Origin of the sequence: Streptomyces sp. MRC013 (genome assembly GCF_023614235.1) — a bacterium.
Classification (GTDB): domain Bacteria; phylum Actinomycetota; class Actinomycetes; order Streptomycetales; family Streptomycetaceae; genus Streptomyces.
This window is the reverse complement of sequence record NZ_CP094264.1, coordinates 4,680,828-4,695,240: the sequence shown is the minus strand read 5'-3', so window position 1 is coordinate 4,695,240 and position 14,413 is coordinate 4,680,828. Positions and strand designations below refer to the sequence as shown.

The following is a 14,413-nucleotide window of genomic DNA, read 5'->3' as shown; positions in this document are numbered from 1 at the left end:
CGCGCCGGTCAGGCGGGCGAGCCCGAGGAGAACCGCCGCAGGAGCGGGGAGAGCACCAGCACCGACTTGGTGCGCTCCACGAACGGCTCGCCCGCGATGCGCTCCAGCACGCGCTCGAAGTGGCGCATGTCGGAGGCGAAGACCTGGACGATCGCGTCCGCCTCGCCGGTCACGGTGGAGGCGGACGCGATCTCCGGGTAGCGCTCGAGACCGCGCTGGATGGTCTCGGGCGAGGTGTTGCCCCGTGCGTAGATCTCGATGAACCCCTCGGTCTCCCAGCCGAGCGCCGCCGGGTCCACCCGGACGGTGAAGCCGGTGATGGCGCCCTCGGCCCGGAGCCGGTCCACGCGCCGCTTCACGGCCGGAGCGGACAGCCCGACCAGCGAGCCGATGTCGGCGTAGCTGCGGCGGGCGTCTTCGGCGAGGGCGTGGACGATGCGTTCGTCGAGGTCGTTCAGTCGCACGGGGGGTGGTTCACTTCCCTGCGGTGGCCAGGCGGGAGCGGCGCATGCCGTACAGGAAGTAGAACACGAGGCCGGCGGCCATCCAGAGACCGAACACCACCCAGGTGATCATGTCGAGGCTGTACATGCTGTAGGCGCAGCACACGAACCCGAGGGCCGGGAAGAGCGGGCCGAACGGCACCTTGAAGCTGCGCTCCAGCTCCGGGCGCCTGGCGCGCAGCACCACGACGGCGACGTTGACCAGCGCGAAGGCGAACAGCGTGCCGATGCTGGTGGCGTTGACCAGCTCGCCGAGCGGGACGGCGGCGGCGAGGACGCCGCAGAACAGCGAGACGAGCAGGGTGTTGGCGCGGGGCGTGCCGCTCTTCGGGTCGACCTTGGCGAAGACCTTCGGCACGAGGCCGTCGCGGGACATCGCGAAGAGGATGCGGGTCTGGCCGTAGAGCACGGTGAGGACGACGCTGGCGATGGAGACGACCGCGCCGGCGGCGAGCAGGGTGCCCCAGAAGCTCTGGCCGGTGACATCGTTCATGATCGCGGCGAGCGACGCCTCGGAGCCCTCGAACTTCTTCCAGTCCCAGGCGCCCACGGCGACGGCCGCGACGAGGACGTACAGCGCGGTGACGACCACCAGCGACAGCATGATCGCGCGGGGCAGGTCGCGCTTGGGGTCCTTGGCCTCCTCGCCGGCCGTGGAGGCGGCGTCGAAGCCGATGTACGAGAAGAAGAGGATGGCACCGGCCGCGCCGACGCTGGACACGCCGAGCGGCATGAAGTCGGAGTAGTTGCCGGACTTGAAGCCCGTGAAGCCGATGGCGCAGAAGAGGACCAGCGCGCCGATCTTCACCACGACCATGATCGCGTTGGCGCGGGCGGACTCCTTGGCGCCGCCCAGCAGGAACAGCATCGCGAGGACGACGACGACCAGCGCGGGCAGGTTGAACACGCCTCCGTCGCCGGGGGGCGCGGTGAGCGCCTCGGGGAGGGTGACGCCGATCGTGCCGTTGAGGAGCTCGTTGAGGTAGTCGCCCCAGCCGACCGCCACGGCGGCGACGGACACGCCGTACTCCAGGAGCAGGCACCAGCCGCACACCCAGGCGACGAGTTCGCCCATCGTTGCGTACGCATACGAGTAGGAGGAGCCCGCGACGGGGATGGTGCCGGCCAGCTCGGCGTAGGAGAGCGCCGAGAAGAGCGCCGTCAGGCCCGCGAAGACGAACGCGAGGGTGACGGCCGGGCCGGCCTCGGGGACGGCCTCGCCCAGGACGACGAAGATGCCCGTGCCGAGCGTGGCACCGATACTGATCATGGTCAGCTGCCACATGGACAGCGAGCGGCGGAGCGAGCCGCCCTCACCCTGCCCACCCTCTGCGACCAGCACTTCCACCGGCTTGCGGCGGCCGAGCGCGGAGAACGCGAAGGTTCCGGCGGCCTTCGGGGCGGGGGTCCCGGTAGCCGGCGGGGCTACGCCTTGGTCGAGCACTGCGGGGGCTCCTTCGTCGCTGCGGTAGGGGTGGGGCGGGGTCGGCGGCGGTGCGGGCGGGAGGAAGCCCACGGGGAACCCGTGGAAGGGGGAACCGCCGAGCCGGCGGACACCGCCACTCCAGGTACGGGCCCCGAGCCTACGGGGAGAGCTTCGCATTCTGAAATGCAGCGATGTTGCGCATGAGTGAATGATCATTGCGCTCTTCGGGAACGGACGGGTGAACATTGCGCACTGCCGCATGAATCGTCACATCGGGGTGCTCGGCACGGAGGGCGCCCGGACGGGCGGACGCGCGCCCGCGGGCCGCCCCGGCCGGCGCGGGCCGCGTGTACGGCGACCGGGCGACGCCCCGGCATGGGGTCCGCGCGCGGGGGTAGGGGCGCACCGGGACACCGCGGCGGGCACGGCGCGCGGCGGCTCGCGCCCGCGGCCCGCCCGACCCTACGATTCCGACTGCGTTGTACGAAGGCAGGGAGCTCGGTCAAGTCCCGTGCCCCGCAGGAGGGTTCGCGGCGCACGACCGGGTCCTCCCACCGTCGAGTGCGAGAGGTACGTGTGAACACCAGCGAATCGAGTGTGCGGGACCGCCTCTGCGAGGCCCTGCGCGACCGCGAGGAGGAGATCGCGGACCGCTGGGTCCGGCTCCAGCTCGAACAGGCGGTGCTCAGCACCGACATGAGCGAGCACGAGGTCCGCGAGGAGGCCGACCTGCTGATCTCCGCGCTGGCCGCCGGGCTGGCCAGCGACGTCCCCGTGGAGCGGCTGGTGACCTCGCGGAACGACCTGCGGCGCACGGTGATAGAGCTCTCGCTGCGCCGTGCCCGCGCGGGGGCGTCGCCGACGGCGACCTCGCTCGCGGTGCTCTCCCTGAAGGAGGCGCTGCTGACGGCGGTCCAGCACACCACCCGCGACTCCGCCGAGCTGTTCTCCGCCGCGATCCTGATCAACCGGCTCCTCGACGCGGCGGGCGTGCTGTCCTTCGAGACGTACGTGGAGGGCCGCGAGGAGGTCATCCAGCGGCAGAGCCGGCAGCTGCTGGAGGTGTCCACGCCGGTGGTGCGGCTGTGGCGGCACGTGCTGGCGGTCCCCCTCATCGGGACGCTGGACACGGCGCGGACGCAGGTGGTCATGGAGAGCCTCCTCCAGGCGATCCAGGACAACGAGGCGCAGGTCGCGATCATCGACATCACCGGCGTCCCGGCCGTCGACACGGCGGTGGCCCAGCACCTGATGCACACGGTCAACGCGGTGCGGCTGATGGGCGCCGACTGCGTCATCAGCGGCATCCGCCCGCCCATCGCGCAGACCATCGCCCAGCTGGGCATCGACCTGTCGACGATCCTGACCCGGGCGACCCTGGCGGACGCCCTGGCCGCCGCCATCAGCCTCACCGACCAGCCCGCCGTCGGCGCCGACGCGTCCGCCCCCCACGACCGGCCGGTGACCGAGTGACGGCGCCCCGCCCCACGGGCGTGCCCATCCTGCGGCTGGGCGACGTGCTGGTGACCGGCCTGCTGAACGAGCTGGACGACACCTCGGCGCTGGCGTTCACCGCCGAACTGACCGAGCGCATCGCGGCGGACGGCGCCCGCGGCGTGCTCATCGACATCTCCCGGCTGGAGGTCATCGACTCGTTCGTCGCGCGGACCCTCACGGAGCTGACCACCATGGCGCGCCTCCTGGGCGCGCGGGTCATCGTCGCCGGGATGCGCCCGGCCGTGGCGATCACCCTGGTCGAGCTCGGGCTGCGGCTGACGGGCGTGGAGACGGCGCTCAACGCCGAGCAGGGGCTGACCGCCCTCGGCTGGCAGCGCATGCCTCACCCGCCCGGCCCCCCGGGGAGGGCCGGCCGTGACGCCCGGCGACGCCCCGGCGGGCGCCCGGGTGGGACGGCCCCGCGCCCGGGGGACGGCGGCGGGGAGGCGGCCGGGCCCCTCCCGGCCCCCGGGTACGGGGCGCCGGGCGCCGGGGCCGGCGCCGACGGGGACGGGTGTTCCCGGTACGAGGTGCGGTCCGAGGAGGACCTGCTGACCGTCCGGCACGAGGTGCGGGCGGCCACCGTCCGGGCCGGGTTCGGGATCGTCGACCAGACCCGCATCGTCACCGCCGCCAGCGAACTGGCCCGCAACGCCTACGTCCACGGCGGCGGCGGGACGCTGGAGGTGCGGCTGCTGGCCCCGGGAGGGCGGCGCGGCCTGCGGCTGACCGTCCGCGACGAGGGTCCCGGCATCCCGGACGTGGAGGCCGCGCTCCAGGACGGCTTCACCACCGGCAGCGGTCTGGGCCACGGCCTGGGCGGGGCCCGCAGGCTCATGCACGACTTCCAGGTCCGCACCGCCCCCGGCCGGGGCACGACGGTGGTGGTGACGCGGTGGAACGACCGGTGACCGCGGTGACCGCGCTCGTCCGCGTCCACGACGACGGCGACGCCCGGCCGGCGGCCCGCGCCGCGCACCGGGCGGCCCTGGAGCAGGCCCTGCCGGGGGCGCTGCCGGACCGGGCCGCCGAGTGCGCCGGCGAACTGGCCCGCGCCCTCGCCCGGTGCTCCCCGCGCAGCGCGGTGTACGTGCAGCCGTCGGCGCTGCGGCCGGGGCTGGACATCGTCGCGGTCGGGGCGGGGCCCGGCCGCGGTGCGGGGCCGGACGCCGGCGGGGCGGGACGGGGGCCGCACGGCCCGGGGCCCCTGCCAGGGCTGGAGGGCGTACGGGAGCTGGCCGACGACCTCGTGCTGCGCGCCGTGCCGGGGGGAGGGGCGGCGGTCTGCGCCCGGCTGCGCGGTCCCGCCCCCGGTCCGCCGGACGGTGCGGGGGCGGCCGTGCCGGACGCCGGCGTGCTGCGGCTGCCGGCCGACGGCGAGTCGTCGTGCGGCGACGCCTGGGCCCTGGAGGTCGCGCCGGGGGACGGGACGGTGAGCGTCGCGGTGGTCGACGGCCTGGGACACGGCCCCGCCGCCGCCGAGGCCGCGGAACTCGCCGTGGGGGTCTTCCGCCGCTCCCCCGGCCTGCCCCTGCCGCGGCTGATGCGCGCGCTGCACGAGGCCCTGCGGAGCACCCCGCGGCGCGGCGGTGGGGCTGCTGCGGCGGGCGCCGGGCGGTGCGGTCGAACACTGCGCCGTCGGCAACGTGCGGGCGTACGTCGTCGGCCACGACGGCGTGCGGCACCGGTTCGGCGCGCAGCCCGGGGTCGTCGGCTGGAACATGCCGGACCCGGTCGTACGGCGGCTGCCGGACGCGCGCGGCGGCACGCTGCTGCTGCACAGCGACGGCGTCGACGGCGGCTGGGAGCGGTCGCCGGGGCCGGAGCTCACCCGCCTCCCCGCCCCCCTGCTCCCCGTCGTACTGGCCCACGCGCACCGGACGGTGCGGGACGACGTCACCGTGCTGGCCGTGGCCCCTACCCCGAAAACCCCATGAGAGCCCAGTCCACCACCTGCCGCTCGCTGGACGAGCTGCGCACGACCCTGCGCCGGGCGGCGCACCGGGCCGGTGTCGAACCGGACCTGCGTTCCCGGCTGGTGCTGTCGGCGAGCCGGCTCGCCGCGGCGGACCTGGCCGCCGGGAGGGCGGTCTCGCTGGAGGTCGTACCGCCCCCGCGGGGCACCGGGGCGGACCTGGCGGTGCGTCTGTCCCTGCCGGGCCGTGCGGAGCCGCCCTCCGACCTGGACGCCCTCCCCCTGCCCGCCCTGCCGGCGCCCGCCGGGGCCGCCTGGACGGTCCCCCTCCCGGATCCCGGGGCCGCCCGCCGCCCCGCGGCGGAGCCCGGCGGCGACCGGCCGGACCCGGTGGCGCTGCTGGAGGAGGAGACGGCCTTCCTCACCGAGCGCCTGGACCGCCTGGACCGCGAGCACCAGCGGCTCAAGGACGAGCTGGCCGAGACCAACAGCGGCGTCCTCGCCCTCTACGTCCAGCTGGAGGAGCGCGACGAGCAGCTGCGCAAGGCCCACGGCCGGATGCTGCGGCAGCTGGAGGACGCGCTGCGCCCGCCGCCGGTCGAGGTGCCCGGACTGGAGATGGCGGTGCGCTACGAGCCGGCCGAGAGCCACGCGCCGACCGGGGGCGACCTGTACGACTGGTTCACGCTGCCCGACGGCACGGTCCACATCACCCTCGTGGACGCGCTCGGGCACGGGCTGACCAGCACCCGCGGCGCCCTCAACGTCACCCACGCCGTCCGCACCCTGGCGCTGGAGGGCCACGGGCTGGAGACGCTGGTGGCCCGGACCGCCGACGTGCTGGCCGCCTTCGACCAGGAGCTGATGGCCACGGTGCAGGTGGTGCGCATCGACCCGCGCACGGGCGAGCTGCGGCTGGCCAACGGCAGCCACCCGCCGGCCCTGCTGGTGCGCCGCGACGGCGCCACCCGGTTCCTGGAGGCGGCCGGCCGGGGCGTCGGCTTCCCGCTGCCGGGCAGCGAGGTGCTCCTGCGCGACCGGCTGGACCCGGGCGACCTGCTGGTCCTCTACACGGACGGGCTGACCGAGAGCCGCCGCGACCCGTGCGAGGGCGAGCAGCGTCTCGCGGGGGCGGCCCGACGCCACCGGTGCCTGCCCGTCGAGGAGGTGCCGGGCGCCCTCGCGGAGGAGATGCATACCGTGATCCTCCACCCGGACGACACGGTGGCCCTGGTGGTCCGGCGCGCCCGAAGGGCGTACTGAAGTCGGTGGTGCGGGGGTACGCGAAGGGGGGAAGGAGGCGCCCGTGCTTGTTCTGGACTCACGTACCGTCGACAGCGCCGAGGTCAGGGAGACCGTCACCGGCTTCGTCGCCGACCGCTGCCCCTGGGCGGACCTGACCGCCGTGCGTCTGGTGGTCACCGAACTCCTGGCCAACGCGCTGCACCACACCGACGGGGAGTGGCGCCTGCGGCTGCACGCCCGGGAGCGGCTGCTCGCCCTGGAGCTGGAGGACACCAGCCCCGTCCGCCCCTCCGCCCGTCAGCCCGACTTCGGCGGAGGCGGCGGGTTCGGGTGGCGGCTGGTCCAGCAGCTCGCCGACCGGGTCGACGTGCGTCCCGGGCCGGCGGGCAAGACCGTGCGCGCCGAGTGGCGCGCCCCGGCGGACCGGCGGGCGGGGGCGGGTGTCCGGGAGCGCGACGACCGACCGGTGCGTTCCGGCGCCGCGGGGCCCGCGCCGCGCCCGGTGGACCGCGTCGGATCCGCGGCGCCCTGACCGGGCGGGGCTCGCGGAGGCCGTGGACCGTCCGTCAGTCCCCGCCGAGCAGTCCCTCGCGCATCCGCGCCGTCATCCGCGTCAGCAGCCGGGAGACGTGCATCTGCGACACGCCGAGCCGCCTGCCGATCTCCGCCTGCGTCAGCTCCTCGACGAACCGCATCCGGAGGATGGCCCGGTCCCGCTCGCCGAGCTGCTCCACGAGGGGCTTGAGCGCCTGGACGTCCTCCGTCAGCCGCATGTCGCGATCCTCCTCGCCCACCAGGTCCGCGAGGGTGGCCGAGGCGGGCTCCCCCGACTCGTCGAGCGGCATGTCCAGCGAGGCGGCCGTGTACCCGTTGGCCGCCACCAGTCCCTCGACGACCTCGTCCTCCCCGATGCCGAGGCGGGCGGCGAGCTCCGCCGCGGTGGGCGACCGGTCCAGCTCCTGGAAGAGCTCGTCGGTCGCCCGGGCGATGTCGATGCGCAGCTCCTGCAGCCGCCGGGGGACGTGCACCGACCAGCTGGTGTCCCGGAAGAAGCGCTTGATCTCACCGATCACGCACGGCATGGCGAAGGTCGCGAACTCGACCTGCCGGCTGAGCTCGAAGCGGTCGATGGCCTTGATCAGCCCGATCGTGCCGACCTGGACGATGTCCTCCATCTGGTCGGCGCGGCTGCGGAACCGGGTGGCGGCGTACTTGACCAGCGACAGGTTCAGCTCGATCAGCGTGTTGCGGACGTACTGGTACTCCTCGGTCCCCTCCTCGAGGACCGCCAGCCGCGCGAAGAACTGCTTCGAGAGCTCCTTGGCGTCCTGGGGGGCGACCTCGGTGGGGTCGGTGATCCGCGGCAGGGGCACCGCGGGTGCCGTCGTCTCCGTCGGGGTCGTGGTCGCCGTGGGCACGTTGCCCTCCCTTCGTGTCGACATTGCCGGAGGCGCGTCTACCCCGTACCGCGCCGGACACTCCTCCCGGTTCCCCGTTTCCCCTCAGCCCCTGGCGAAGGGGCCGTGCCGGCGTGCCGGCCGTACGGCGCGGGAGGACCGTACGGGGGTGCGGGGAGGGAGGGTCGCGGCCGGCGGGCCGTCCCCCGGGGGGACGGCCCGCCGGCCGCGACGGGTCAGTTCCAGCTGGAGTGGAGCGGCTTGCCCTCGGCGTAGCCGGCGGCGCTCTGCACGCCGACGACGGCCTTCTCGGCGAACTCCTCCAGGGAGGCGGCGCCCGCGTAGGTGCAGGAGGAGCGGACGCCCGCGACGATCGAGTCGATCAGGTCCTCCACACCGGGGCGGGCCGGGTCGAGGTACATCCGCGAGGTGGAGATGCCCTCCTCGAACAGCGCCTTGCGGGCCCGGTCGTACGCGGACTCCTCGCTGGTGCGGTTGCGCACGGCGCGCGCGGAGGCCATGCCGAAGGACTCCTTGTACAGACGGCCGTCCGCGTCCTGCTGGAGGTCGCCGGGCGACTCGTGCGTACCGGCGAACCAGGAGCCGATCATGACGTTGGACGCGCCGGCGGCGAGCGCCATGGCCACGTCGCGCGGGTGGCGGACGCCGCCGTCCGCCCAGACGTGCTTGCCGTGCCTGCGCGCCTCGGCGGCGCACTCCAGGACGGCCGAGAACTGCGGACGCCCCACACCCGTCATCATGCGGGTGGTGCACATGGCGCCGGGGCCCACGCCGACCTTGACGATGTCCGCGCCCGCCTCGACGAGGTCGCGGACGCCCCCGGCGGCGACGACGTTGCCGGCGACGATCGGGACCTGCGGGTCGAGGCCGCGGACCAGGCGGACCGCGTTGATCATCGACTCCTGGTGGCCGTGGGCCGTGTCGATGACGAGGGTGTCGACGCCCGCGTCGAGGAGTTGCCTGGCCTTGCCCGCCACGTCGCCGTTGATGCCGACGGCGGCGGCGACGCGCAGGCGCCCGTGGTCGTCGACGGCGGGGGTGTACAGCGTGGCGCGCAGGGCGCCCTTGCGGGTGAGGATGCCGGCGAGCCGGCCGTCGCCGTCGACCGCCGGGGCGTAGCGCCGGTTGTGGTGGTCGAGCGTGCCGAACGCCTCGATGGGGTCGATGTCCGCGTCGAGGAGCAGCAGGTCCTTCGACATGACTTCGGACAGCCGGGTGAAGCGGTCGACGCCGACCAGGTCCCGGTCGGTGACGACGCCGACGGGCTCGTGGTCCGCGCCGACGACGACGCCGGCGTTGTGCGCCCGCTTGGACAGCAGCGACAGCGCGTCGGCGACGGTCTGGCCGGGGTCGAGGACGATCGGCGTGTCGAGGGTGTGGTGACGGCTCTTGACCCAGGAGACGACGTCGGCGACGACATCGATCGGGATGTCCTGGGGGATGACCACCAGCCCGCCGCGGCGGGCGACCGTCTCGGCCATCCGGCGCCCGGCGACGGCGGTCATGTTGGCCACGACCAGCGGGATGGTGGTCCCGGTGCCGTCGGGGGTGGTGAGGTCGACGCCCTGGCGGGAGCCCACGGCGGAGCGCCCGGGCACCATGAACACGTCGTCGTACGTCAGGTCGTACGGCGGCTTCAGATCGTTGAGGAAACGCACGTGCTGAACATCCCAGTCGTTCGGAGTCGGCCCCGGGACATCTCGGCCGGGGGAAAACGCACGTACTTCATCCTCGCACGGCGGCGCGCGTCCGGCCCCGGGCGGAACCTCCAGACCCCACGGGGCGGTCTCGTGGATTCCTCCGAGGGGGGGCGCCCGGTTCAGCTGTCCGGGTCGAAGCGCTCCAGTGCGGGCCGCGGTCCCGGCTCGGACTCGGTCAGCAGGTAGTCGGCGGCGGACGTGTCGGTGACGAGGCTGGTGACCAGCCCGGAGCGGAGTACGGCGCCGATGGCCGCGGCCTTGCGGGAGCCGCCCGCGATGGCGACGACCTCCGGGACGCGGCGCAGCCGGTCGGCCTCCACGGTGATGCACCGCTCCCCGAGGTCGCGTCCGACGCGGCGGCCGGAGGCGTCGAAGAGGTGGGCGGACATCTCGGCGGCGACGCCGAGGGAGGCGTAGTGGGCGCGCTCCTCGTCGCTGAGCATGTCGTGGACGGTGGAGACCCCCGGCTCCCACGAGCCGATGGACACCGCGGCGACGGTGACCTTGTCGAAGTGTTCGAAGGCGCGGGCGACGCCGGTCTGGTCGCGCAGCGCGGCGGCGGTGGCCGGGTCGGGCAGCAGCATCGGCGCGTAGATGGGGTGCGCCTCGCCGCCGGAGACCTGGGCGGCGCGGCGGACGGCCTCGACGGAGCCGCGCTCGGCGGTCCCCGCGTCGTACACGCCGGTCAGCTGGACGACCGTGCACGGCGGGAGCCGGTCGAGGGCGGCGGCCATGTGGATGGTGGACCGGCCCCAGGCCAGGCCGAGGACGTCGCCCTCGGCCACCAGTTCGCCGAGCAGGTCGGCCGCGACCTCGCCCAGGTTCTCCGGGTCGGGCGACTCCTCCTCGCCTTCGGCGGGGGACTCGACGACCACGGCGTGGCGCAGGCCGTAGCGTGCCCGGAGCGCGTCGGACCGCTCCGCGTCCAGCTCCGCCGGCACGCGGATCTCGATCCGCACGAGGTCCCGCTCCAGGGCCGTCTCCAGGACGCGGGCGACCTTGAAGCGGCTGACGCCGAACTCCTCGGCGATCTGGATCTTGGACTTCCCCTCGAGGTAGAAGCGGCGGGCCATGGCCGCCGCCTGCACCAGCTCCGCGGGTCCCATCCGCAGGGCTGGACGTCCCGCCGACATTGCAGACACCGCGTTCTCCTCACTGCCGTTCACACTCCGGATGGCCATCCTTGCAGATCCGGCGGGCCTTGATCAGTCCTGTCGATTCGCGTTCATCTCCCGGTGACCCGCCTGTGGCTCAGTGTCCGCACGCCCAGGTGGCGGAGGCCGTCGCCCGCTCGGCCCGGTCGCGCAGCATCCGCACGGCCTCGGCCGGGTCGTCGGCTCCGTACACGGCGGAACCCGCGACGAAGACGTCCGCACCGGCCTCGGCGCAGCGCTCGATCGTGGACGCGGAGACGCCGCCGTCGACCTGGAGCCACAGCTCCAGACCGTGCTTGGAGATCAGCTCACGGGTGCGGCGGATCTTCGGCAGCACGACGTCGAGGAACGCCTGGCCGCCGAAGCCCGGCTCGACGGTCATGACCAGCAGCATGTCCAGCTCGGGCAGCAGGTCCTCGTACGGTTCGACGGGGGTGGCGGGCTTGAGCGCCATGGAGGCGCGCGCCCCCTTGGCCCGGATCTCCCTCGCCAGCCGTACCGGCGCGGCGGCGGCCTCCACGTGGAACGTGACGGACCCGGCGCCCGCCCTCCACGTACTGCGGGGCCCAGCGGTCCGGGTCCTCGATCATCAGGTGGCAGTCCAGCGGCGTGTCCGTCGCCCGGCCGAGCGATTCGACGACCGGCACGCCCAGCGTGAGGTTGGGTACGAAGTGGTTGTCCATGACGTCCACGTGGAGCCAGTCGGCGCCTTCGACGGCCCGGGCCTCCTCGGCGAGGCGGGCGAAGTCGGCGGACAGGATGCTGGGGTTGATCTGGGCCATGTGCCAAGCCTGCCATGCCCGGGCCCCCCGTCCGCCCCGATTCCCCGGGGCGGACGCGCCGGAGGGCGCGCCGCCGCCCGGGCCGGTCAGGCGGTGCGGCGGAGCAGCGCCAGGTACATCGCGTCGGTGCCGTGCAGGTGGGGCCAGAGCTGGACGTCCGGGCCGTCCCCGAGTGCGGGGACCCCGGGCATCAGGGGGCGGGCGTCGATCCACTCGGCGGTCGCGGCCCGCACTCCCCCGCGCCCCTTGAGCACGTCCTCCACGACGACCCGGGTCTCGGCGAGATGGGGCGAGCAGGTCGCGTACCCGACGACGCCGCCGACCCGCACGGCCTGCAGCGCCTCGGCGAGCAGGGAGCGCTGGAGCGGGGCGAAGCCGTCCAGGTCCTCGGGGCGGCGGCGCCAGCGCGCCTCGGGGCGCCGCCGCAGGGCGCCGAGGCCGGAGCAGGGCACGTCGACGAGGACCCGGTCGAACGAGCCGGGGCGCCACGGCGGGCGGGTGCCGTCGGCGGTGACGACCTCGTACGGGCCGGGGTTCCCGGCGAGGGCGCGCTGGACCAGGCGGGCGCGGTGGGGCTGCTTCTCGGCGGCGAGCAGGGCGGCACCGCGCCGGGCCGCCAGCGCCCCCAGCAGGGCGGCCTTGCCGCCGGGGCCGGCGCAGCCGTCGAGCCAGCGCGCGTCGGGGCCGTCGAGCGGAGCCTCGGCCAGGGCGAGGGCGACGAGCTGGCTGCCCTCGTCCTGGACGCCGGCGCGGCCCTCCCGCACGGCGTCGAGGGCTCCCGGCTCCCCGCCCTCGGCGAGCCGCACGGCATACGGCGACCAGCGCCCGGCCCGCCCGGCCTCCTCGCCCAGCGCGTCCAGCAGCTCGGCCCGGGTGGCGCGGCCGGGCCGGGCGACGAGGGTCACCTCGGGGCGCTCGTTGTCGGCCTCCAGCAGGTCCTCGATGCCGGCGCGGCCGCCGCCGAGGGCGTCCCACAGGGCGGAGACGATCCAGCGGGGGTGCGAGTGCACGACGGCCAGGTGGTCCTCGGGGTCCTCGTCGTAGGGCGGCGCGACCTCCTGCAGCCAGCCGTCCAGGTCCCGCCGGGCGACGCGGCGCAGGACGGCGTTGACGAACCTGGCCCGCCCGTCGCCCAGGACGACTCGCGCCAGCTCGACGCTCGCGGACACGGCGGCGTGCGCCGGGATGCGCGTGCCCAGCAGCTGGTGGGCGCCGAGCGCCAGCACGTCCAGCACCGGCGGGTCGACCTCGCGCAGCGGCCGGTCGACGCAGGCGGCGACGATCGCGTCGTAGGTGCCCTGCCGGCGCAGCGTGCCGTAGACGAGTTCCGTCGCGAGCGCGGCGTCCCGCGCCTCGAAGCCGTCCTGCTCGCGGGCCTTCTTCAGCAGCGGCGGCAGTACGAGGTTCGCGTACGCGTCCCGCTCGTCCACGGCGCGCAGCGCCTCGAAGGCCAGGACGCGCACCGGGTCCTTCCGGGGGCGCCGGTACGGCTTGGAGGGACGGCGACGGCCTTGCTCGCTCAAAAGGTGCTCCGCTTTCAGGGGGGTCGAACCCCTCCAGGGTAGTCCCCCCTCCCGCCCCGGCCGCGGACGGAGGCGGGGGCCGCCGGGTCCGGTGTGCGGCGTCAGGCCCCGAGGCGCTCGCCCGGCGCGATGCGGACCCCCCGGGCCCAGTCCGCCGCGCGCATGGGCTTCTTGCCCTGCGCCTGGACCCAGAGCAACTCCACCGCGTGGGAGCCGGTGCCGACGTGCACGTCGTGCCTGCCGGCCGACAGCTCGCCCGGGGCCAGGTCCGTGCGGCCCGGCGCCGGCGCCGCCTGGACGAGCTTCAGGCGCTCGCCGCGGAAGAGGGTCCACGCCCCGGGGGCGGGCGTGCAGCCCCGCACCACCCGGTCCACGCGGAGCGCCGGCGCCGTCCAGTCGACGCGGGCGTCCTCGACGGTGATCTTCGGGGCGAGGGTGACGCCCTCCACGGGCTGCGGCACCGCCTCGAGCATGCCGTCCTCGATGCCGTCCATCGTCGCCGCGAGCAGCCCGGCGCCCGCGAAGGCGAGCCTGGTGAGCAGGTCGCCGCTGGTGTCGGTGGGGCGGATCTCCTCGGTGACGACGCCGTAGACGGGTCCCGAGTCGAGGCCCTCCTCGATCAGGAAGGTCGACGCCCCGGTCACTTCGTCCCCGGCCATCAGCGCGTGCTGGACGGGTGCGGCGCCGCGCCACGCGGGAAGCAGCGAGAAGTGGAGGTTCACCCAGCCGCGGGCCGGGACGTCCAGTGCCGCCTTCGGCAGCAGCGCGCCGTACGCGACGACGGGGCAGCAGTCCGGCGCGATCTCGCGGAGCCGCGCGAGGAACTCCTCGTCCTGCGGCCTCCCGGGCTTGAGGACCTCGACGCCCGCGTCGGCGGCCCGCTCCGCGACGGGGCTCGCGACCAGGCGCCGGCCCCGCCCGGCCGGGGCGTCGGGCCGCGTGACGACGGCGGCCACCTCGTGCCGGCCGGAGGCGAGCAGGGCGTCCAGGGCGGGGACGGCGACCTCGGGTGTGCCTGCGAAGACGAGCTTCACTCCGTGTTACCTCGCTTGTTCGTCGGGGGCGCCGGGGTCGCGGCGGGAGTGCCCCGCCGGGTCGGCCCGCGGGGCGGCCGGGCGGCGCACCAGTCTAGGGCCCGGCGCCCCGGGGGGCGTACGCGTGTCCGCGCGCCTCGCGCATATGCGGATACGCCCGCGCCGCGTGACCCCGGCCGCGGGTGGCGCGTTGTCAAAGGAGATTGACCGAACGGG

At 75.1% G+C, this 14,413-nt stretch carries 12 protein-coding genes and 2 pseudogenes; 6 read left to right on the top strand and 8 right to left on the bottom strand.

The genetic code is table 11. The annotated features are described in order from the left end of the window. Positions 1–8: 8 nt before the first annotated feature. Together LUW75_RS21360 and LUW75_RS21355 are read right to left on the bottom strand one after the other, a co-directional pair. A complete protein-coding gene (locus LUW75_RS21360) occupies positions 9–464 on the bottom strand; it encodes an Lrp/AsnC family transcriptional regulator (RefSeq protein WP_023589679.1) in 456 nt (151 codons plus the stop codon). Between the two features lie 10 nt (positions 465–474). Further along, complete coding sequence (locus tag LUW75_RS21355) at positions 475–1,947, bottom strand: amino acid permease (protein ID WP_250337050.1); 1,473 nt, start codon at positions 1,945–1,947, stop codon at positions 475–477. 558 nt (positions 1,948–2,505) lie between these two features. Here LUW75_RS21355 and LUW75_RS21350 point away from each other — a divergent pair. The 6 genes and pseudogenes from LUW75_RS21350 (at position 2,506) to LUW75_RS21325 (ending at position 7,118) form a co-directional block, all read left to right on the top strand. Continuing rightward, positions 2,506–3,402, top strand: a complete 897-nt coding sequence (locus tag LUW75_RS21350) for an STAS domain-containing protein (RefSeq protein WP_250337049.1) — start codon at positions 2,506–2,508, stop codon at positions 3,400–3,402. Next, positions 3,399–3,782 (top strand): annotated as a pseudogene (locus LUW75_RS21345) (STAS domain-containing protein); the annotation flags it as partial. The gene LUW75_RS21350 and the pseudogene LUW75_RS21345, both read left to right, overlap by 4 nt. Next, the gene (locus tag LUW75_RS21340) at positions 3,765–4,337 is read left to right on the top strand and encodes an anti-sigma regulatory factor (RefSeq protein WP_349816471.1); all 573 of its coding nucleotides are present in this window, start codon (positions 3,765–3,767) and stop codon (positions 4,335–4,337) included. The pseudogene LUW75_RS21345 and the gene LUW75_RS21340, both read left to right, overlap by 18 nt. Positions 4,338–5,015: 678 nt before the next feature. Beyond that, positions 5,016–5,363 (top strand): hypothetical protein, encoded by a 348-nt coding sequence (locus LUW75_RS21335; protein ID WP_250337048.1) that lies wholly within the window; start codon positions 5,016–5,018, stop codon positions 5,361–5,363. Continuing rightward, positions 5,360–6,604, top strand: a complete 1,245-nt coding sequence (locus tag LUW75_RS21330; RefSeq protein WP_250337047.1) for a PP2C family protein-serine/threonine phosphatase — start codon at positions 5,360–5,362, stop codon at positions 6,602–6,604. The genes LUW75_RS21335 and LUW75_RS21330 overlap by 4 nt, the downstream gene beginning before the upstream one ends. Positions 6,605–6,647: 43 nt before the next feature. After that, a complete protein-coding gene (locus LUW75_RS21325) occupies positions 6,648–7,118 on the top strand; it encodes an ATP-binding protein (RefSeq protein ID WP_250337046.1) in 471 nt (156 codons plus the stop codon). Between the two features lie 34 nt (positions 7,119–7,152). Here LUW75_RS21325 and LUW75_RS21320 read toward each other — a convergent pair whose 3' ends face one another. From LUW75_RS21320 to fmt, 6 genes and pseudogenes are all read right to left on the bottom strand, one after another. Further along, the gene (locus LUW75_RS21320) at positions 7,153–8,028 is read right to left on the bottom strand and encodes a SigB/SigF/SigG family RNA polymerase sigma factor (protein ID WP_462933764.1); all 876 of its coding nucleotides are present in this window, start codon (positions 8,026–8,028) and stop codon (positions 7,153–7,155) included. Positions 8,029–8,219: 191 nt separating this feature from the next. Then, positions 8,220–9,662, bottom strand: coding sequence for a GuaB1 family IMP dehydrogenase-related protein (locus LUW75_RS21315; protein ID WP_250337044.1), 1,443 nt, complete (start codon positions 9,660–9,662; stop codon positions 8,220–8,222). A 161-nt stretch (positions 9,663–9,823) separates the two neighbouring features. Beyond that, positions 9,824–10,870, bottom strand: a complete 1,047-nt coding sequence (locus LUW75_RS21310; protein ID WP_250337043.1) for a sugar-binding transcriptional regulator — start codon at positions 10,868–10,870, stop codon at positions 9,824–9,826. A gap of 85 nt (positions 10,871–10,955) precedes the next feature. Beyond that, positions 10,956–11,640, bottom strand: a pseudogene (rpe, locus tag LUW75_RS21305) (ribulose-phosphate 3-epimerase). An 86-nt stretch (positions 11,641–11,726) separates the two neighbouring features. Further along, positions 11,727–13,163 carry an RsmB/NOP family class I SAM-dependent RNA methyltransferase gene (locus tag LUW75_RS21300; RefSeq protein WP_250337042.1) on the bottom strand — a complete coding sequence of 479 codons (1,437 nt, stop codon included), beginning with the start codon at positions 13,161–13,163 and terminating at the stop codon, positions 11,727–11,729. Between the two features lie 101 nt (positions 13,164–13,264). Beyond that, the gene (gene fmt / locus LUW75_RS21295) at positions 13,265–14,197 is read right to left on the bottom strand and encodes a methionyl-tRNA formyltransferase (RefSeq protein WP_250337041.1); all 933 of its coding nucleotides are present in this window, start codon (positions 14,195–14,197) and stop codon (positions 13,265–13,267) included. Between the last annotated feature and the right edge of the window lie 216 nt (positions 14,198–14,413).

What these genes read in the sequence shown, in the direction of transcription:
- LUW75_RS21320 (WP_462933764.1), bottom strand. Translation starts at nt 8,028, where the DNA reads ATGTCGACACGAAGGGAGGGCAACGTGCCCACGGCGACCACGACCCCG.
- LUW75_RS21330 (WP_250337047.1), top strand. Translation starts at nt 5,360, where the DNA reads ATGAGAGCCCAGTCCACCACCTGCCGCTCGCTGGACGAGCTGCGCACG.
- LUW75_RS21340 (WP_349816471.1), top strand. Translation starts at nt 3,765, where the DNA reads ATGCCTCACCCGCCCGGCCCCCCGGGGAGGGCCGGCCGTGACGCCCGG.